This window comes from Pseudoalteromonas sp. 10-33 (assembly GCF_001469195.1).
In the GTDB taxonomy this organism is placed as follows: Bacteria; Pseudomonadota; Gammaproteobacteria; order Enterobacterales; family Alteromonadaceae; genus Pseudoalteromonas.
The window spans coordinates 26,010-46,108 of the sequence record NZ_LOFI01000003.1 but is presented as its reverse complement, the minus strand read 5'-3'; the positions used below and the strand labels follow the sequence as shown (position 1 = coordinate 46,108).

The 20,099-nt window shown below is 42.6% G+C and carries 11 protein-coding genes; 2 read left to right on the top strand and 9 right to left on the bottom strand.

Annotated features, from left to right (window positions below):
* Positions 1-2 precede the first annotated feature (2 nt).
* Positions 3-2,432 (bottom strand): FtsX-like permease family protein, encoded by a 2,430-nt coding sequence (locus ATS76_RS04305; protein ID WP_058551258.1) that lies wholly within the window; start codon positions 2,430-2,432, stop codon positions 3-5.
* On the bottom strand, positions 2,425-3,081 hold the full coding sequence (locus ATS76_RS04300) for an ABC transporter ATP-binding protein (RefSeq protein ID WP_058551192.1): 657 nt from the start codon (positions 3,079-3,081) through the stop codon (positions 2,425-2,427). Before ATS76_RS04300 ends, ATS76_RS04305 begins: the two co-directional genes overlap by 8 nt.
* A 250-nt stretch (positions 3,082-3,331) precedes the next feature.
* On the opposite strand from ATS76_RS04300, the gene ATS76_RS04295 reads away from it, so the two are divergent.
* Entirely contained in the window at positions 3,332-5,728 is a 2,397-nt protein-coding gene (locus tag ATS76_RS04295) for a PKD domain-containing protein (RefSeq protein WP_058551191.1), read from the top strand.
* A 117-nt stretch (positions 5,729-5,845) separates the two neighbouring features.
* Positions 5,846-7,735, top strand: a complete 1,890-nt coding sequence (locus ATS76_RS04290; protein ID WP_058551190.1) for a monovalent cation:proton antiporter-2 (CPA2) family protein — start codon at positions 5,846-5,848, stop codon at positions 7,733-7,735.
* Between the two features lie 97 nt (positions 7,736-7,832).
* On the opposite strand, the gene ATS76_RS04285 is transcribed toward ATS76_RS04290, so the two are convergent.
* From ATS76_RS04285 to ATS76_RS04255, 7 genes are all read right to left on the bottom strand, one after another.
* Positions 7,833-8,765, bottom strand: a complete 933-nt coding sequence (locus tag ATS76_RS04285) for an STM4504/CBY_0614 family protein (RefSeq protein WP_058551189.1) — start codon at positions 8,763-8,765, stop codon at positions 7,833-7,835.
* 336 nt (positions 8,766-9,101) lie between these two features.
* Complete coding sequence (locus ATS76_RS04280) at positions 9,102-9,815, bottom strand: hypothetical protein (RefSeq protein ID WP_058551188.1); 714 nt, start codon at positions 9,813-9,815, stop codon at positions 9,102-9,104.
* A gap of 125 nt (positions 9,816-9,940) precedes the next feature.
* On the bottom strand, positions 9,941-11,731 hold the full coding sequence (locus ATS76_RS04275; RefSeq protein WP_058551187.1) for an alkaline phosphatase: 1,791 nt from the start codon (positions 11,729-11,731) through the stop codon (positions 9,941-9,943).
* Between the two features lie 11 nt (positions 11,732-11,742).
* The gene (locus ATS76_RS04270; protein WP_058551186.1) at positions 11,743-13,326 is read right to left on the bottom strand and encodes an alkaline phosphatase; all 1,584 of its coding nucleotides are present in this window, start codon (positions 13,324-13,326) and stop codon (positions 11,743-11,745) included.
* A 208-nt stretch (positions 13,327-13,534) separates the two neighbouring features.
* The gene (locus ATS76_RS04265) at positions 13,535-15,976 is read right to left on the bottom strand and encodes a TonB-dependent receptor (protein WP_058551185.1); all 2,442 of its coding nucleotides are present in this window, start codon (positions 15,974-15,976) and stop codon (positions 13,535-13,537) included.
* Positions 15,977-16,189: 213 nt separating this feature from the next.
* Positions 16,190-17,929, bottom strand: coding sequence for a solute:sodium symporter family transporter (locus tag ATS76_RS04260; RefSeq protein ID WP_152995623.1), 1,740 nt, complete (start codon positions 17,927-17,929; stop codon positions 16,190-16,192).
* Between the two features lie 99 nt (positions 17,930-18,028).
* Entirely contained in the window at positions 18,029-20,089 is a 2,061-nt protein-coding gene (locus tag ATS76_RS04255; RefSeq protein ID WP_058551184.1) for a glycoside hydrolase family 31 protein, read from the bottom strand.
* Positions 20,090-20,099: the final 10 nt, after the last annotated feature.

Below are 20,099 nucleotides of genomic sequence, written 5' to 3'. Positions count from 1 at the left end.
TCCTATAGCTTGGCAACATTATCGGCAACAGCGCTTCGCGTTAATTTTATTAGCGGTAACGCGCTCACAAATAAAGCTAACATAAACATAAGCACCGTAAAGCCACCTAACTGTAGCCAATTAACGGTCATGGCCATGGTCCAACCAAAGGCAATTGGCATGACGTAAGTTAATAATACCCACCCAAGGCAAAGTCCCAAAGGTATAGCCAGTAGCAAGGTGGTTAAAATAATAAGTGCGGCTTGCAATACTTTTGCACCCAATAATTGCAGTTGAGTCACACCCAGCGTTTGTAATACCGCCATAGGCTGTAATTGCCCGCGCCCTAAAGTTAAAAAGCTGACCCACATGCCAAATAATGCAATTAGCATAATAAATATATTAAGCGCCTGAGTAACATAAAAAGTTTTACCAAATAACTGTTTTGCAAAGCGTTTAAACTGCTGATTAGCAATGACTTGTTGGCTATCTAATTGGTGCTGCTTTTGAATATATTCGGCCATAGCGTCAACGTCAGTATTGGGCTTTAACCAAAGCGATAAACCATACTCGGTGTAACTTAAGCTACTATCCAATAATGCTGTTGTAGTGACTACTACATTTAACCCTTGCTCGCCGTAATCAAAATAGGCAGCGCGTACTTGGCACGTTAGTGTATTAATATGCTGTTTTAGGGTTATTACATCACCTACTTTAAGCGAATACTGCAGCAAGGCGGGTTCGTTCACTAAGCAACCCACAACCCCGTTTTTGTTCTTTTCAAATACTGTAGATGTAGGTGCTTTATTGTTTAACAAAGTAAGGTGTTGGTTGTAGCTGGCCGTTGCACCAAATGCCATAACATCAACAGCTATCGTATTTTTAGGTGTTTTAAGCTCACTGTTAGCTGACCAATATACGCCTACTTTTTCGACCTCTGGGAGTTCACGCAACTTAGCCCCTATCGCTTGAATGTTTTGATCTGGCCTTACGTACAAATCGGCGCTTAGGCGTTTTTCAAGGTGTGTATCTAAGGTGTCGCTAAAACTGCCAACCATAATTTGCATGCCTACAGCGGCACCCATCGCCATTAAAATAGCGAGTACTGAGCTTAATAATGCAGGTAATTGCACTATGCTGTCGGCTTTTAACCACTGAATAATCGGGTTTTGTGTTGGCCATGGCAGTTTAAAAACGGCTTTAACTACCGGTGGCGTAATAACAAAAAAGAGGAGTAGCACACAAACACACAGCAATAAGGCGCTTATTTTGGTATTTGCCGTTAACGCTAAGTAGCTGGCTGCAAAAATAGCTAACGCAAACATTGGCCATTTAATACGCGCAAAAAAAGCACTTAATCGAGCCGACTGGCTGGCTAAAAACCCTAATAAAACAACAACATTAAGTATAAAGCCGCTAGCAACCATGCTGCTATCAAGGTTTACTACAAAGCTTCTATCTAGTTGGTAAAGCCCTCTAAGAGTCGCCGATACATCCATAACTAAGGCGTTTGCTAGTACCGCGCCTAATATCGCACCTAATAACGCAGCAAAAAAACTAAGCACCGTTAATTCAATAACCAACGCCTTAATTAACGCCGACCTTTGACAACCCAGCACCCACATTTGTTGCTGTAAGTGAGCGCGCGCATTGTACGCCAGCTTAATTGCGTTAAAGCTTAAAAACGCACCTACCACATAACCCAAGAATGCCAGCGCTTGTAAATTAAAGAAAAACGCCTCCGATAGCGCATCAAAAGCTTGTTCTTGCGCAGCTTCAAGGCGTGCTTGCTCGCCTAGCAACGCGTTTAACTTAGCTGCTTGTTTACTATTTAAACCACTTACTTCAAAGTAACTGATCACCCCATTTGCGCGCAGTAATTTATCAGCAAGGCTAATGTCCACCAGCATGGTCATGCCTAAACCTTGCAGTTCACTTACCGTTAAAGTGCGGTTGGCATCGCCCATTTTTATATTAATACGGCTGTTTTTTAAATTTAGCCGCTGCATTAATTTAGGATCGATATAAACAGTATTTAGTAGCTGTTCAAACCCAGAATAACGATTGTTGGTTGTTGATGCTGAGCTGTCGGTATTTTGTGTAAGCCACTGCAATAAATTGACACCTCTAAGTGCGAGCTTTTGCTGCTTATCGGTTTCAATTACACCTTCTAAAACGGGTTGAACCTGCGTAAAACCAGCGGCCCTAATGCGCGACCACATACTGTTGGGCAACCTGTTTTCACCTAATACAGGGCGTATAAAATGCGTCACAGGGTTTGCAATTAGTGCTGTGGTTTGTTGATAGCGCTTACCGGCCTCAAGGTTTAAACCTTGTATTGCAGTAAGTAACGCCGCACCTAAACTAAAACCAATAAAAAACAGTAATAACAGCCCTACATGGCGGCGATAAAACTGTATGTACGTTATTAAAATAAGTTTTAGTTCAGCCATTAATTTGGCCATCTTTTAAAAATAGTTGCGTAGTAAATTGATTAGCCAATTGCTGACTATGAGTGACCATAATTAGTATTATTTGCTCTTCTTCACACAAGCTTTTTAATAGCGTAACGATATCGAGTGAGCGAGCGGCATCAAGGTTGCCCGTAGGTTCATCAGCCAATAGTAGCTTGGGCTTATTTAATAGCGCACGGCCTATTCCTACTCGTTGCTGCTCACCACCCGATAGCTGTTCAGGCATCGCTGTTAGCTTATTTTCTAAACCTAGCTTTTTAGCCATTGTATTTACTTCATCGTCGCTCGGCGATAACCCATTAAGCCTTGCTTGAAAGCACATGTTGTCTTTTACATTTAACGGGCTGAGTAATTGGTAATGCTGAAAAATAATCCCTATTTTACGCCTATAAAGTGCAAGCTCACTGGCACTCAATTCACTAATTTTTTGCTCATTAACCGTAATAGTTCCAGCATCTGGAGACAGTAAACCGGCTAATAAATTTAATAATGTTGTTTTACCCGAGCCACTATCACCGAGTAAGGCAATGTGCGCCGCAGGCGATATAGTTAACGATAAATCATTAATTATTTGTCGTTTCAAGCCACCATCTTGGCGTGTAAAAAACACATTATTTAGTGAAATCATAAAGAAAAGGTTATTCCTGTAATAAAAGTACGGCCCGTTATATAAACGATACCATAACAGTAATACGGTCACTTAAGCGGATTTTTGATTAATTTTTTGACACATAGTAAATGCGTTTATTTAACTAAATCAGCAACTAAAACCAAAATAACTACATAGCGGCTAACAGTAACTACAAAAGTTTGTTTTTCTTTTTTGCTTTATATCCATTTTGGGTACATATTAATATCAACTTTATAAGGATATTAATATGAAACGGACACTTTTAATTATATTACCCACTTTGTTTACATTGGCTGCTTGTGGCTCAGGCAGTTCTGACACTAAGCAAGTCACTCCTCCTGTCAGCACAAATGCGCAACCTGTGGCTGTTATAAGTACTGAACAATCAGAATATAAAATCAATACACCCATTATTTTTAGTGCAGAAAATAGTAGTGATCCTGACGGCGATACACTCACATACCAGTGGCAACTCAGTAGCACAGATAATCAACAAAACATATCGCTTAATACCAACAACCAACGCACTGTTGAGTTTTCGGTATCGCAACCGCAAGACTACACGTTAGAACTTGTAGTAAGCGACGGCAAAATTTCAAGCTCTGTAGTAAGCAAAAAAATTACCGTTACCTCAAACGCACAGCTCATTGCAAACGCAGGCAGCACACAAACCGTAAAACAAGGTGATGTAGTTAAATTAACAGCAGCACAAAGCACCGCTACTAATGCGGTAATTAATAGCTACCAATGGCAATTTACCAACACACCGACAGCAAGCACCGCACAGCTTGAAAACAGCACCCGTGTTAACAGCCAATTTATTGCTGATAAAGTAGGCGAATACAGCGTTAAATTAACTATTACTAACTCAGTTGGCGATACTGCGAGCAGTAACGTGCTTATAAAAAGTGAGCAGCTTACTGTAAATTCTGCGCCAAGTGCCGTGATTTCGGTTCAAAACAGTACACTTTCACCCAATCAACTCGTAACATTAAATGGTGGGCAAAGTACTGATCCAGATGCAAACGACACGCTAAGTTATCAGTGGGCAATAACATCTAAGCCTGAGAACAGCGACCCAAGTTTATCTGATGCAATTGCCAAAAATGCAGGCTTTGCATCGAATGAATTGGGTGAGTACACAATCTCCCTAAGCGTAACCGATGAAGGTAACCTTAGTGATACCGCACAAGTAACTCTAACCGTTGCCACCGAAAACAAAGCGCCTATTGCCGTTCTTGCTGAGCAGACAGACATAACCTTAAATACATTAACCACCTTGCAATGCCAACAATGTAGCGACCCCGATAACGATCCGCTAACTTATAATTGGCAACTGCAAGCAAAGCCTGAAAACAGCACTGCGCAATTACAGCAAAATACATCGCCTACTCCTTCGCTTACTGCTGATGTTGAAGGCGATTACGTTGTTACTCTAGTTGTATCTGACGGAGACCTCAGCTCATCACAAGCAACCTCGGTGCTACATGCAAAGGATAATAAAAAACCAGTTACCTTAGTAAGTTATAAACCTTCAATTAGTGTTGACGAGCAAGCTATCTTAGATGCCTCGGCCAGTTACGACCCTGAAGGCGCCGTTTTAAGTTACCATTGGGAAATAATTTCGTCGTCAAATCAAGCTGTATTAAGCAGTACAAGTAGCTCAGCCCCTACGCTTAGCGCGCCAGCAGAAGGGCAAGTTGTTGTTTCACTTAAAACCAATGATGGTGAGCAGTTTTCAGACACGCAAACGCTTACTATTAATGTTACGCAAAATGCCCAACCCGTTATTATATATACCGGCGATCAAGCTCGCTACAGCACCGTTGGTAGCTCCGTTAGCTTTGATGCAAGCCAAAGCTATGATCCAGAGGGCAGCGCGCTTAGCTATGAATGGGAGCTGTCTACACCAACAGGGTCATCTGCTAATTTAAGTAGTACAAATCAAAGCATAACCGAATTAACACCCGATCTAACGGGTAACTATATCTTAACTCTCACGGTAACTGATGCCGACAACTACCAAACTAGCATTCAATTTACAGTTACAGCCACTGACTCATCGCAAATAACGGGCAACATAAAAGGGCAAATTACCAACGTGCAACAAACCGCCATTAGTAATGCCAAACTCACAATTAACGATGTGTTGTACACTACAAATAGCGCAGGTCAGTTTAACGAAACACTTAACTTAGCTGAAGGTGAAAACATTACTATAACCAGCACCGATCCGCGCCTTGCTAATGCTACCTATAACTCTGTCGCAATTACCCAAAATAACTTTACGATAGACCTAGAACAAAACAGTTTACCCGTATTTCAAAGCGTGGAAGTGAGCGTATTTGTATGTCCTGAGTTTACCGGGCCAGATACTATTAACTTAAACTTTAACATGACCGAAACACTGCTAGCCTCTGCGCGTTTTGAATATCAATTTAACCAAACCCAGGCTCTCGTTTTGCAAAAATCAGGAAGCACCTACCTAGATAGCGAGCTGCTTATAGACCTACCCGCAACGGCTAAATTTGAGGTAACGGTAACCGAAAGCAACGTTGAGAACACACTTAATTCGCCTATTACTATTTTTTATTCAGCGTCTGACGATCCAAGTTCGGCCATCATAAGCATATGTAGTATTTAGCCTTGTGTGCGCGTTTTTAAAACGCACAAAATAAATATAACATTGCGCCACATAAGCCGTTGTATTTTATACGTACCTAAGCCATGCTAATTATCTAAACTTTAATAAGGTAAGCATGTGTTAGAAATAGCGTTAATATACTTAGCTGCGGCTATTGTGGCGGTGCCTATTGCCAAGCGAGTAGGTCTTGGTTCGGTACTGGGTTACTTAATTGCCGGCATACTCATTGGCCCCTTTGCATTAGGGGTAGTGGGCGATCAAACCGATGTAATGCATTTCGCTGAGTTTGGCGTAGTAATGATGCTATTTTTAGTTGGCCTTGAACTACAACCCTCTCGCTTATGGAAGCTTCGCCATTCAATATTAGGACTTGGCGGCTTACAAGTAGTGCTAACTGCCGCCGTTATTTTTGCTTTTTGCTATTGGTTTTTTGCCATGCAGTGGCAAACAGCCCTCGCAATAGGTTTAATGCTTGCGTTGTCGTCAACCGCTATTGTGCTACAAAGCCTTGAAGAAAAAGGCTGGCTAAAGCGCGAAGCCGGCCAAAATGCATTCTCGGTGTTATTATTTCAAGACATTGCCATTATTCCAATTTTGGCGCTGCTGCCATTGCTCGCCTTTGCGCCACCAAGTAGCTCTAAAGAAATAAGCCATTCTATCATTGCCAACTGGCCTGTGTGGCAACAAGTTGCTGTATCGATAGGTGTGATTGCTGCCATTATTGCCGGTGGTAAATACGTATCGGCCCCGTTATTTAGGTACATAGCTAAAACTCACATGCGTGAAATATTCACTATTTTTGCGCTATTTTTAGTGGTGGCTATTGCCCTTGTTATGCAAAGTATTGGGCTTTCACCTGCATTAGGTACATTTTTAGCGGGGGTAGTCCTTGCCGAAAGTGAATTTAGACACGAGCTCGAAGCCGATATAGAACCTTTTAAAGGGCTACTTTTGGGGTTGTTTTTTATAACCGTAGGCGCCTCTATTAACTTTGAGCTATTAGCCAATGAGTTTTCAACTGTTATCGCACTTGTTGCGTTACTTATTGTGGTAAAAGCCTGTATTTTATATGCCCTTGCCATTACCTTTAATATTAGTAAAAAACAGCGATTACTGTTTGCATTAGCCCTTGCACAAGGCGGAGAATTTGCTTTTGTATTGTTAAGCGTAACCACAACACTGGCTATTTTAACGCCAGCACAAACAGGCTTAGTGACCCTTGTTGTTGCTGTATCAATGTTAGTGGCTCCGCTATTGTTAATGGTGTACGAACAACTCGAAAAACGCAGCCATACCAATGCGCCAGAGTTCGACAAGCCAGAGCAAATTAGCACAGCCAAGCACGTTATTATTGCAGGCTACGGACGTTTTGGACAAATTATGGGGCGTTTATTACACACCCAGGGCTACGAAATAACAGTACTCGATCACAGCCCTAGCCAAATAGAATTACTACGCCGCTTTGGTAATACCATATTTTATGGTGACGCCGCCCGCCAAGAACTCCTTGAAGCCGCAGGCGCGCACACAGCACAAATGCTGGTTGTTGCCATTGATGATCCAGACAAAACCATTGAAATAATTGAGCTTGCCCACAAAAACTACCCACAATTAAAAATTGTTGCCCGCGCAATAGACCGTCGCCACGCATACAAATTACTTAATTTAAAAGTAGATGCGTTTAACCGCGAAACCGTCGACTCAGCTATTAACTTAGCCGTAGAAGCACTCGAGCTACTTGGTAACAAAAAACAAGACGCCGAGCGTGCTGGTAAGCTGTTTAGAGAACACGATCGCGCTGCGGTTGTGCAACTTGCTGAACTGTGGGGCGACGATGCAAGCTACGGCGTAGCTGTGCGCCAACGTATGGAAGATTTAAAACAAGTACTGCAACAAGACAGGCAAGCACAAAGCGATTTAAATACCTGTGAACACGGCGACTGTGAAGACGGCCTAACAGAACTCGCCGGTAGGCCTAAAAAGCCTGATGATACTCATATTGAGTAGCATTAGTTAATTATATTTATGCTGCTAACCTAAGTTATAAGCATAAATAAGAAAAAAATTGCTGACTAAAAAGTAAAAGATAAATGTTTCTTTATTTTTAAAGTGCTTGTGAGCGATAGTTTTCTTCACAGTTTACCAAAAACAGTAAATTAGTAGCGGTTAAATGTAACGTATAACTTGCTAAATATTCTGGCACATTAGTAATATTTGAACCTTGGCCATGACCACCTTCTTTATTTCTTACAGTAGGTATACCGCTCTCTAATAAAATCCTTACTGATGAGAATTGATTTTGTAAATACTCAGGTACAAGATTGTTAGTAAGGCAACTATTTATAAGTTTTTTCGCAGTGTCATTTTGTTTGTATTCCCACGAATGCTTATCATGAATCGCTTTCATTAGGCTCTCAAATGACTTTAAACAATCATTTAAACACTCTTTATATCTCTTGTGTCTATAATGTTCGTGTGCAGATAAAAATTCATCATTTGAGCCAATGTAGCACTTATTAGATCCTAAAAGCTTTAATACTGGTTTAACCGCTTCTGAATGAAGGTATTGTGAATCAATACGAACTAGTTCACCAGATAGAAATTGATAGCCTATTCCCGACTCTTTAAACCTTGAGTTTAACTCGTCGATTGCATCATCAGGGGTTTGGCATACACCGACAAAACGAAACTTATTTTTCCTCACATAAGTATCGATTTCACTAAAGCTAAGCTCAATTATGTCTAAGCATTTTTCGAAATCTTTTTCTTCAAGAAAAAACTCAAAAATAGATTCAAAATGTGACGTTTTATTACCTTTAAGCGAAAAAACTCCATATTCTTTACACAGTACCTTATGAATTTCTTTATAAACCCAATCTGTATATTGACTACAGGTATACTCAATACCAATAGTATCTTTAATAATATGAATTACTTGTACGCGAAAATTATCAGGTAACTCTTCATATTGATATACATCAGGAACCTCACCTCTAATCTTTTTCTGCCTTTTTGAGAATAATTCAAATACAGACATTTCAACTCCATTCTTGATTTGCTGCTAACCGCTTTATTAAAGGGCATTTTCATACCTTCACAAAACGTCCCTATTGAGTGGACTTCTATTAGTATCAAATAGCGTAAGTTATTGCCAACTAAAAATATTTGGCTGTAAGTGACTGCTTATTTATATGAAGAGGTGATTATTCGAGGCCTTATTTGGGCAGGAGTATTTTAAATGCACTTTATTTTACAGGGCGGTTAGTCGCCCACTATAGCTTGCTGATTTAAAGTAAATTAAATTTAATCTAAATACAGCAAGCTCGTTTTACGCCATATGACGGAGCCTTTGTCGCTAAAGTCCAGCTAAAACCTAGTGGTGGTGCCCGCCTTGAATCGCTTCACCTTGCTGGTTATAAAAACCGGTGGCGCCGTGCTCTATAAAACCAAGATTAATCATTTTAGCTAAAAATGGATCGCTTTCATTATCGCCAATATCGGCGTAGTCAGTGGTTTGAAATCGATCCCACTTGGCAAACTGTGCGGTTATTTCTGCTTTATTGCTGCTTACATCATTTAGGTTAAGCTCAGTGTGAGTGTGGCTTTTATTATTGGTTACGCTAAAGCTTTTAACTAAATTCGACTTGGTAAATAAAGCGAGCTTAAATTGGTTGTCGCCTTGTGTAAGTGCGTAGTTTTTTACTTCATCGCAGCCTGTGCCTTGGGTATTTAAAAGGGTCATTTTTTCGATTAAATGCTCATCCACCAGCTGATTTTTAGCACTCCAATTTTGTATACCACGCACTTCAGATGGCTGATACTCAATACCGCGTTGTTGGGCATTAAAATACCGAATTGGGCGAATTTGTTTATTGGCTAAATGCTGCCAAAGTTCAGTTGTTACGTCGCTCTGGTGTGCTACTTGCTTGTTATTGCGCCAAAGTGTAAGTAACTGGCTGCTTTGCTTATTTTTATGGGTATTGGTAATTGTGTAGTCTGCTTTTAAATGTGCGCTATCAATATTACATTGCTGCGCTAACGTGCTGGTACTGGCAAGTGTTGCCATTAAAAATAATGCGAGTTTCATTAAATTATCTCTTTTTAAACGTCACTGTAATAGCCGTACAATAACGACACACAATGGCATTTTTATGACATAAAAAAACAACTAGCACACCGTACGAGTTGTTTTTAAACATAAAAGTTAGCGGCTTACGGCGTCACTTTTTCGTCTGCTGTTTTAACTAAATCAGCCGCAAAGTCCATTACATGGAATAAAAAGCTTTGCTCATTTGTGCCTGTTACTAAGTGAGCGCCTGGGCCCATTGCGTATACACCTACATCTTCACCTGCGTGAGTTTCTGAGCCAAGTGGTACTAATGTTTCTTGGTGGAAACCCGGAGTGGTTGTATCAACATTTGTTAAATCAACACGTCCTGTAACCGGTGCAGCTAAGTAAGAAGCGTCGGCATTGGTTTCATCGCCTAAGTCTCTGTAGCCTAAACCATTGGTGTAACCTACTGTAGTATATGGCATGTCGTCGGCTGCAAGGCTTGGCTCGGTTTGACCTACTGCAACTACTTTACCTAGTATTGGGTTACCACGTTTTGGGTAGCCTGCAATGGTAAATACATGGCTGTGATCAGCAGTCACCACAATTAAGGTTTCTTCTGGGTTAGTGTTGTCCATCGCGACTTTAACGGCTTTAGCAAATTCAATAGTATCGTTAAGCGCGTTATATGCATTGCCTGCGTGGTGCGCGTGGTCTATTCGCCCAGCTTCTACCGATAAGAAAAAGCCCTTATCGTTGTTATTAAGCACGTTAATTGCTTTTTCGGTCATTTGCGAAAGCGACGGTTCGCCCGCTACATCGTTTGCACGGTCGGCTTCGTATTGCATGTGGGATTCGTTAAATAAACCAAATACCTTGGTAGCATCGTCGCTAATAGCATCAAACCCTGCTTGGTCCATTACGTAGTTGCCGCTTGGGTAAGTAGCTTGCCACTCGGTGACTAGGTTACGACCATCGGTACGATCCCCTTCAACCGCGCTAATTGCATCGCTTGAATTAGCCGCGGCATCTTTTGGTAAAAAGTGACGACGACCGCCGCCCATTACTACGTCTATGCCATCTACATCAATGCCTGTAAAGCGTGCTTCTAGGTTGGCTTCAAAGTTAACAAGTTGCGATGCAATATCTTCACAAGCATCTGAACCTGCTGGCATATCTGAGTTATCTTCCCAGTTACGATCAGCCGATTTAGCATACGTTGCCGCAGGGGTTGCGTGAGTAATACGTGCCGTTGAAATAAGGCCGGTTGCTTTACCTGCTATTTCAGCAAGCTCAAGCGAGGTCACCAGTTCGTTACCTGCAACGGTTGAACAAATACCGCGCTCAATGTCTTCGTCTACACCGATTACGCCTACATCGGTTTTAACACCTGACACCATAGCCGTCATTGTGCCTGCTGAATCGGGTGTTTGTGCATCTACGTTATACGTTTTAACAAAACCTGAGTAAGGCATGGTTTCAAAGCTAAGTTGGTAGTCTTCACCCATGCCGCCCTCAAGCTGGCCTGCTAAAATTCGTGCAGCCGTAACGGTAGAAATACCCATGCCGTCGCCGACAAATAAAATTACGTTTTTAGCTTTGCCCGACTCAGTAACCGCCTCGGTATTAGCTTGCTGTGTTGCTGATAACTTAGTTTGCGCGTCGCTATACCATGCGTTACCTGTAAGATTAGCTAATTGCTCTGTAGTTAGCGACGTTGCCGGCGCATTACACACTAGGTTAGATGAATTAACTTCGTCGCTATCAAGCACACCATTTTCGTTTGTATCTACGCCCACTTGGGTTTCTACACCGCCATTAATACATTGCGTTGAGCCCACGGCTATGGCGTTGTCTACTGCGATAATGTTGTTATCACTTTTATCATCATCACTTGAACAACCCGCTAGCGCGACCATTATTGCTAAAGAAAGTACTGTTAATTTTTTCATGTTCGCCGCCATTATTGCTGAGTTAATTCAAGAGCTTGGTTAATTATATGAAATACAACGTTTTGCTCAATTACACCTTGAGCAAGTTGCGCACCCGGGCCTTTAGCGTGCAGTGAAATATCTTCACCAGCATGTGTTTCAGAGCCAAGAGGTACAGTGGTTTCTTGGTGAAAACCAGGGGTTGTTGTGTCAACACCGTTTAGCTCAACACGCCCTGCGACTGGGCCGCTTAAGTAGGTTGCATCGGCATTTGTTTCATCACCTAGGTCTCTAAAACCTAAACCATTTGCATAACCTACTGTAGTGTATGGCATATCGTCGGCGGCAAGGCTTGGCGCTGTTTGGCCTACAGCAACTACTTGGCCTAAAATTGGGTTACCGCGTTTAGGGTAGCCAGCAATCGTAAACACGTGGCTGTGATCGGCAGTGACTAAAATAAGGGTGTCTTCTGGGTTGGTGTTATCGATTGCCGCTTGCACAGCATTGGCAAATTCAATGGTGTCGTTAAGTGCGTTGTAGGCGTTACCCGCGTGGTGTGCGTGGTCAATACGGCCCGACTCAACCGTTAAGAAAAAACCGTTTTCGTTTTTGCCCAGTACATCAATCGCTTTTGTAGTCATTTCACTAAGTGACGGCTCGCCTGCCACGTCGTTTGCGCGGTCAGCTTCGTATTGCATGTGCGATTCGTTAAATAAGCCAAATACTTTCGTAGCGTCATCGGCAATAGCATCAAACCCTGCTTGGTCCATGACGTACGTTGCATTTGGATATTGTGTTTGCCACTCAGTGACAAGGTTACGCTCATCGGTACGATCGCCTTCAACAGCACTTACTGCGTCACTTGAATTAGCCGCGGCATCTTTTGGTAAAAAGTGACGACGACCGCCCCCCATTACAAAATCAAGACCATCTACGTCGGTGCCTAAAAAGCGCGCTTCTAGGTTTTTTTCAAAATTAACAAGCTGTGAGGCAATATCTTCACAGCCTTCTGAGCCCTCTGGCATATCTGAAATATCTTCCCAGTTACGGTCTGCCGATTTAGCATACGTGGCCGCTGGCGTTGCATGGGTAATACGCGCTGTTGAAATAACACCGGTTGCTAGGCCTTTAATTTCAGCTAGTTCTGTTGCGGTTAAAAGCTCGTTACCTGCAACCGTTGAACACACACCACGTTCAATGTCTTCGTCTACACCGATTACACCTACATCGGTTTTAACACCTGAGATCATTGCGGTCATTGTGCCTGCAGAATCCGGCGTTTGCGCATCTACGTTATACGTTTTAACTTGCGCAGAGTATGGAAATTCTTCAAAGCTTAAATAGCCTTCTTCACCTGGGTTACCTGCTCGTTGGCCTTTTAAAATACGTGCTGCCGTTAGGGTAGAAATACCCATGCCGTCACCCACAAATAAAATCACGTTTTTTGCTTTTGTAACTTGTGCACTTTGTGCCTGAGTATTTTTAGTAGCTAACGTAGTTTGTGCGTTTGTATACCAGTTATTATCTGTTTGGCTTTGTGGTAACACATTGGCATGGCTAGCGGCGCTTAACATAAATGTTAGCCCAACCGCCGCAGCGACTTTTTTAATTTTCATCCTTTATTATTCCCATTATGTAGTGGTTATTTTTGCTTGAAGCTAAAACCTCAAATAAGTAACTGCTGCACTATAGAAAATACATATGACTAATAAAGGACGTTTTAATGAAGAAAAAGTGACCAAAGATTGACAAAAATAAGACACAAAAAAGCGCAGCGGTTTAACGCTACGCTTGTTGTTATACAAGGGAAAATATTTTTAACTATTAAAAGCGCGCCTTAAACGACACCCCAAAGTAACGCTCTGCATCACGCGGGATTTGGTAACGGAAGTTATCGCCACTGTAGGTTGTTGCATAGCTTTCGTCGGTTAAGTTTTTAGCAATAAGCGATACTCTGAAGGCATCGTCTTTAAACGATAAACCTACGCTTGCATTTAAAATACCGTAATCAGGTAATAAGGCTGCAGGGTTAAACTCACCTACATTATTAGGTAGGTCAGAGTATTGCTCGTCAGTGTATATGTACGAGCCATTTACGTGCACGTTAAAGCCATGTTCGGTTTCAATAAAGTAATCGGCGCTTAATGAGTACTTTAAGTCTGGCGAAAATGGAACATCTAGCCCTGAGCGGTCAGTACACGAGCCTGCGGCCACTTCTGGCGGACAGTTAAATTCGTCAATTTCGGCTTTAATATAAGCAATACCACCTGTTAGCGTTAGCGCATCGGTTGCTGCCCACATAAAGTCAACTTCTGCACCTTGTGTGCTTACGTCGCCTGCGTTTGTTAAACGTGTAATACAGGTGCCGTCTGAACAATCAAAGTTGTTTGCTTGGAAACCTTCAATCTCGGTTTTAAATACTGCAAAGTTAAACACAAAGTCGCTGCTTGCATACTTATAGCCAAGTTCAAACGCGTCAGACTCTTCAGGCGCTATTTCGCGGCCGTCGTTGTCAGGATTAAAGTTGTAGTAAATATTAAAGCCAGGCCCTTTGTAACCTTGCGAGTAAGTACCGTATACCATTTGGCCATCGCCTAAATCGTATTGCATACCTAAACGGCCCGATACGTTAGTTTCTTCAGCTTTACCCTGTTCGTCAGTATTTAATGTTGCAGGGCGTACACCCACACCACGACGGCCATATACATCATTGCTGACACGGCGGTGCGTGTACGATACTTCGTCGTCGGTATAACGCAGACCAAATAGCATGGTTAAATCGTCAGATAACTCGTAAGTACCGTCGGCAAAGGCTGCCCAGTTGTTAAACTCGGTACTCATGTATGCCGTAGCCGACACAATATCGTTCGCATTACAGCTAACGCCTAAGCCTTGTGCGTAGCCATCTAAGTCGGCAAGTGCTGCGTCTAGCTCTGCACCCGATAAGTTATTTTGCGCGTAAAACGCCATGGCGCTATCTAACTGGCCTGCGTTATTTTGGCAACTGGCATCGCGGGTAAAGTTACGTTGTGAGTCCATGTTCCAATAAAATAAACCGGCCACGTAGTTAAATGGCCCGCTTAAATTAGAGGTTACACGAAACTCTTGAGAAAACTGATCCCATTGCTGCTCGCCAATATCGTGCAATTGAAAGGGTGCACCAAATACGGGTTGATTGCTGTCGCCAGCAATAGAAGTAAAGTCGCCTTCACGAAACTCGGTATTATCCCACGAGCGCTGTGCAGTAATTGATGTATACGTGTGGTCGCCAATGGTTTTATCAACTTGTACTGAAAACGCGCTGTGTTTATCTATTGTGCGCGACTCATAGTCGTGGTCAACTTTACGCTGATCTAGGTCTATGTCAGCAATGCCATCAACAATGCCGTTACTGTTTGGTACGGCTTGTGAATCTGGGTTACGACCACTAGGTAGGCCTTCTAAATCGGCACAACAGTCGTCATCGGCGTTGTAGTATTCTGCAATAAATTTAACGGTTAGATCGTCGGTTGGCTCGTACTTAAATACAGCTCGTGCACCTTCGCGGTCGTAGCCGTTTACTTTTTCGTTGTTGTATACGTTATCTATGTAGCCATCAAACTTACCTTTAAATACGGTTAAGCTTGCTGCTAAGTCGTCGCTTAAGCCGCCACTTACAACGCCTTTAAAACGGTATTCGTTATCTTGATAAAACGAGGTTTCTATACTGCCGGTAGTGTCGTAAGACGGATCTTTTGTTGTAATATTTACCACACCCGCAGAGGCATTTTTACCAAATAATGTGCCTTGTGGGCCACGTAATACTTCAATACGGTCTACATCGTATAAATCGGCAAAGGCTTGACCAGAGCGGCCAAGTACTACGCCATCAACAACCGTTGCCACACTTGGCTCGGCAGCAATACTAAATGAAATTGTACCAATACCACGCACGGTGAGCGCCGAGTTACGGGTTGTGGTGCCTTTTCTAAAGCTCACAGACGGCACAAGCGATTGTAAACCTTCCATATTATTAGCAAACGCTGAATTAATTTGATCGCTATTTAGCACCGATACGGCAACCGGCACTTCGTTTAAGCTTTGCGTGCGCTTTTGCGATGTCACCACTATTTTTTCAAATGAATCGTTTTTATTATTTTGCTGTTCTTGTTCCGCTTGCGTTTGATTTGCTTGTTCTTGCGCAGCATTAACTTGCGCGCTAACAGCTAAACCAGTTGTCATTGCTAACGAGACAGCCAAGCTTAAGATAGACTTTTTAGCTCTCATGTCATTCTCCATATTGTGCGTGTGTGCTGTGTGGTACCGCGCTAGCAATTGTGTGGCTTGCTAAATTACGGTGACAGTGTGTATTAAGTATTTTCTTTACTAGCTCTTATATCTTATATAAGAGCTACAAATTTAAACAATCAAACTTCGTAATGCAAACATTATGTGAATAAAATGTGATTTAAAATCACGTATAGTGGTTATAACCTGTGTTTATACGGCCTTTGTGACACCTATATGGGCAAGGCTGTTTTCGTATCGCATATGCCAACGACGCACGCTCCACCAGCTAAACAATGCAGCTAATGTCCAAACAGTAATTAGGCTAGGCACAAAATAAACACTGGTACCGCCAACTAGGCCTAAAGGAGAAAACACAATATATAAGCTCACTATTAAGCTAACCAATACAATGGCGCACGGCAGTGCGTATTTCCATGGATTTAAGTTAACTTCAGCTTTGCGGGTAAATTGCCACGGTTTTGCAAGTGGCTTGTAGTAACCAATTCCTAGCATTATTGCCAATTCAATAAAGAATAAAATGGCGTAAATATGGATAAAGTTAATATCAACATCCCACACAAATTTAAGTAGCGTGTAGGCAATAACATGAAAAATAATCGCCACTTTAGCGCCCAATGCAGGCACTTTACGAGTAAATAAACCCACTAACACAATTGTGATGACCGGAATGTTATAAAAACCGGTAAATATTCGAATAATGTGCCATAAGCCTTCGGGTGCAAACATGAGTAATGGCGCGGTTATAAACGACAAAACAGCAATAACAATACTGGTTATTTTGGCCACTTTAATGAGCTTTTCGTCGCTTACTTTGTCTTTTTTCATAGGTTTGTAAACATCTAAACAAAACAGCGTTGCGGCGCTATTTAGTAATGAATTAAACGAGCTAAATACAGCCCCTAATAATACGGCTAAAAAGAACCCAGATAAGTACTGAGGCAGTACATCTTTCACTAAGTGTGGGTAGGCTAAATCAATGGTTTGTAGGCTTTCGTGCTTATAAAGGTGGTACGCAATAACCCCTGGGATCATCATCATAAACGGTACTAGCACTTTAAAGTACCCTGAAAACAACACGCCTTTTTGGCCTTCAACTAAATTTTTAGCGCCCAATGTTCGCTGGATCACGTACTGATTGGTGCCCCAATAAAATAAATTAGCGAGGATCATACCGGTAAAAATGGTGCCAAATGGCACGGGATCTTCACTGCTACCAATGGCGTTGAGCTTTTCGGTATCGGTATTTACAAGTGTGCTTAGGCCATCGGCAAAACTGCCGTCACCTAGGGCAATAAGCCCAAGTGTTGGCACTAAAATACCAATAATAAGTAACCCAACACCGTTAATGGTGTCAGATACGGCAACTGCCTTTAAACCGCCAAATACCGCGTAAATAGCGCCAACGGAGCCAACAATAATAATGGTAACAATAAGGCTTGCTTGGTAGCTCATGTCTAACAAGGCGGGGACATCAAACAGCCTAAGTACGGCAATTGATCCTGAGTACAAAACCGAAGGAATAGTAATAAAGCAGTACCCTACCATAAATAAGATCACCGTCATGCGGCGTACGGTATCGTCAAAACGATCCCGTAAAAACTCGGGTAAGGTAGAAAATGCCCCAGCTAAATAGCGTGGTAAAAAGATCAGCGCCATAATAATGGTAGAAATACCTGCGGTTACTTCCCATGCCATTGAACTGAGATTGTAACCATACGCTGAGCCATTAAGGCCAATAAGTTGCTCGGCCGATAAGTTAGTGAGGATCATTGACCCCGCTATAAACGTACCTGTTAAACCACGCCCCGCTAAAAAATAGCCGTCTTGGGTGTTAACTTCCCCTTTGGTTTTTTGGTACGAGATATATCCTACTAGCGCCATAAACGCCAAGCACGATAGCAGTGTCATGGTAATGTTCATACCTTCCATCTTGCGCCCCTTTCAGCTTACTTTACTCGGTAAAAAGTAAGCTAATATCTTTATTATTGTGTGTTACGTGTGTTGTGTGTGTTTGCTATTTACCGAGTTTTATTTTGGCCATGCTGTTAGCTGGCTCATATTTTGTTCTGTGTGTTGAACATCTGGGCCGAGCATGAGCGTATCGCCTTTACGAATAAATACGGCCATTTGTGTAAGCTCAAGTGTGTCTTCGTAATACTTACCGCCTTGGTACGTTTGCCCATCAGGAAAGCTCAGCCACTCGCCTTGTGGTAAATAAAATTTAACTTTACCGTTAGGTACAACACATGGCACCACAAGGAGTTTTTCGCCGCACATAAATTGCTGATCAAAACTATGTGCCAGTACGTCATCAGGAAATGCCAGTGCCATAGCACGCTGAATAGGCAGCCCTGTTTGCTGCGCTTGTTCTGCGCACGCTTGTAAATACGGAATTAACTGATAGCGTAATTTAAGTGCTGCAAATACCGCGTCACTTGCTTGCTCGGTGTATGACCAGGGTTCGCGTGGGCCAATACCATGTAAACGCATATGCGCACTAAATACCGATGCTTGTGCCCAGCGTACATAAAGCTCGGCATCGCGGGTGTCTTTATAAAATCCGCCAATGTCGGTTGCAAAAAATGGCCCGCCCGACATTCCCCACGCTAAGCCGCCGCGAATACTCGCTGCTAACCCTTGCCAATCGGCTTGTGGGTCGCCGCCCCATTGTGAAGGGAAACGTTGACTGCCCGTCCATGCAGATCGGCTAAACAAAAATGGCCCTGTTTTACAGTATTTTTCGGCGGCTTCATAAACGCAGCGGTTGTACAACATGCTGTAAACGTTGTGCAGCCTAATACCGCTGTCGCCACTGTGCGATACCATATTTTCGTCTTCTAGCTGTTCGCCAAAGTCTGCTTTTATCATATCTACGCCAAGCTCAAACAGCGGCTTGTGCGATTCGAGCCAGTATTGGTAAGCATCGGGGTGTGTAAAATCTAAAATTCCCGACTCAGGTAATGGCGTAAGTACTTCGCCAAATGGGCTTAAATCCCACTCGTATTGATACGCTTTACCTGTGCGTTTGTCTTTTATTAGCCAACCGTTTTCGGCCGCTTTTGTAAATAATGGGTTGTTAACCGAGATCATCGGGTATTCCCACACACAAATTTTAAAATCCATGGCTTTTAGTTCATCAAGCACAGGTTTTGGGTCGGCGTAACGTGTTGGATCCCATTCAAAGGCAAAGCGGGTGTCGGTGTCTTGCCATGCACGGCCATCGAGGGTTATTACATCGCACGGCATATTTTTAGCGCGGACTTCGCGGGCGACACTTAATAGCTCGTCGGCGTCTTTGTAATATGCTTTTGATAAAATAACCCCAAAGCTCCACTGCGGTGGTACCGGTGCAAAACCGGTTAGCTCGCAGTAGCGATTAATACTTTGTGCAGGCGTTTGCTCTTGGTATAAAAAGGCATCTAGCGCGTCGTCTTCTACTAAACACACGTAAGCACGTTGCGACCAAAGCGCGTAACCTACCCCATGTGTAACTGGCGCCGGCGTGTGTACAAATAAGTTCCAGCCCTCTGGACTCCAAGCGTATGGCGTATTTTTATATGATTTTTCGGCATTTACGCCCAGTGCATCGTGATTGTATGAGCGAATCAGTTGGCCGCGTTTATCAAGCTTGCCCCACTTTTCGCCAAGGCCGTATACGGCTTCGTCGTAATTAAGCTCTAGGCTTAAAATCCAGCCGTTATCGGTTTTAGCCAATGGTGGTAAACGATGCTGGCGCACAAAGTGGCCATCGGTTGCTGATTGCTGTACTAATTTATCGTTTTTATAAAGCTTAAAATGAAATGGGTCGCTGTAAAAATCTAAGCGGTAGTCGCCGGCAGTGACTTCAAAGCCTTGGTCTAATTTATTAAGTAATAGCGGTAACTCATTAGGAGTGGCATTGAGTATATTAAACGCGTGATCTTGCGTTATGCCTGCATTTAAACGTAAACCAAACTGGCTTATTGTTACGCTTACCTCACCAAATTGAGTCGGTAAAATCAGCACATGACCTTGTAATACAGGCTCTGCAATTAAGCGTGCTGGTTCTATTGCGTTCCAGTCTGGCTCACGTAATTCAAATGCATTCATGGGAGTTCCT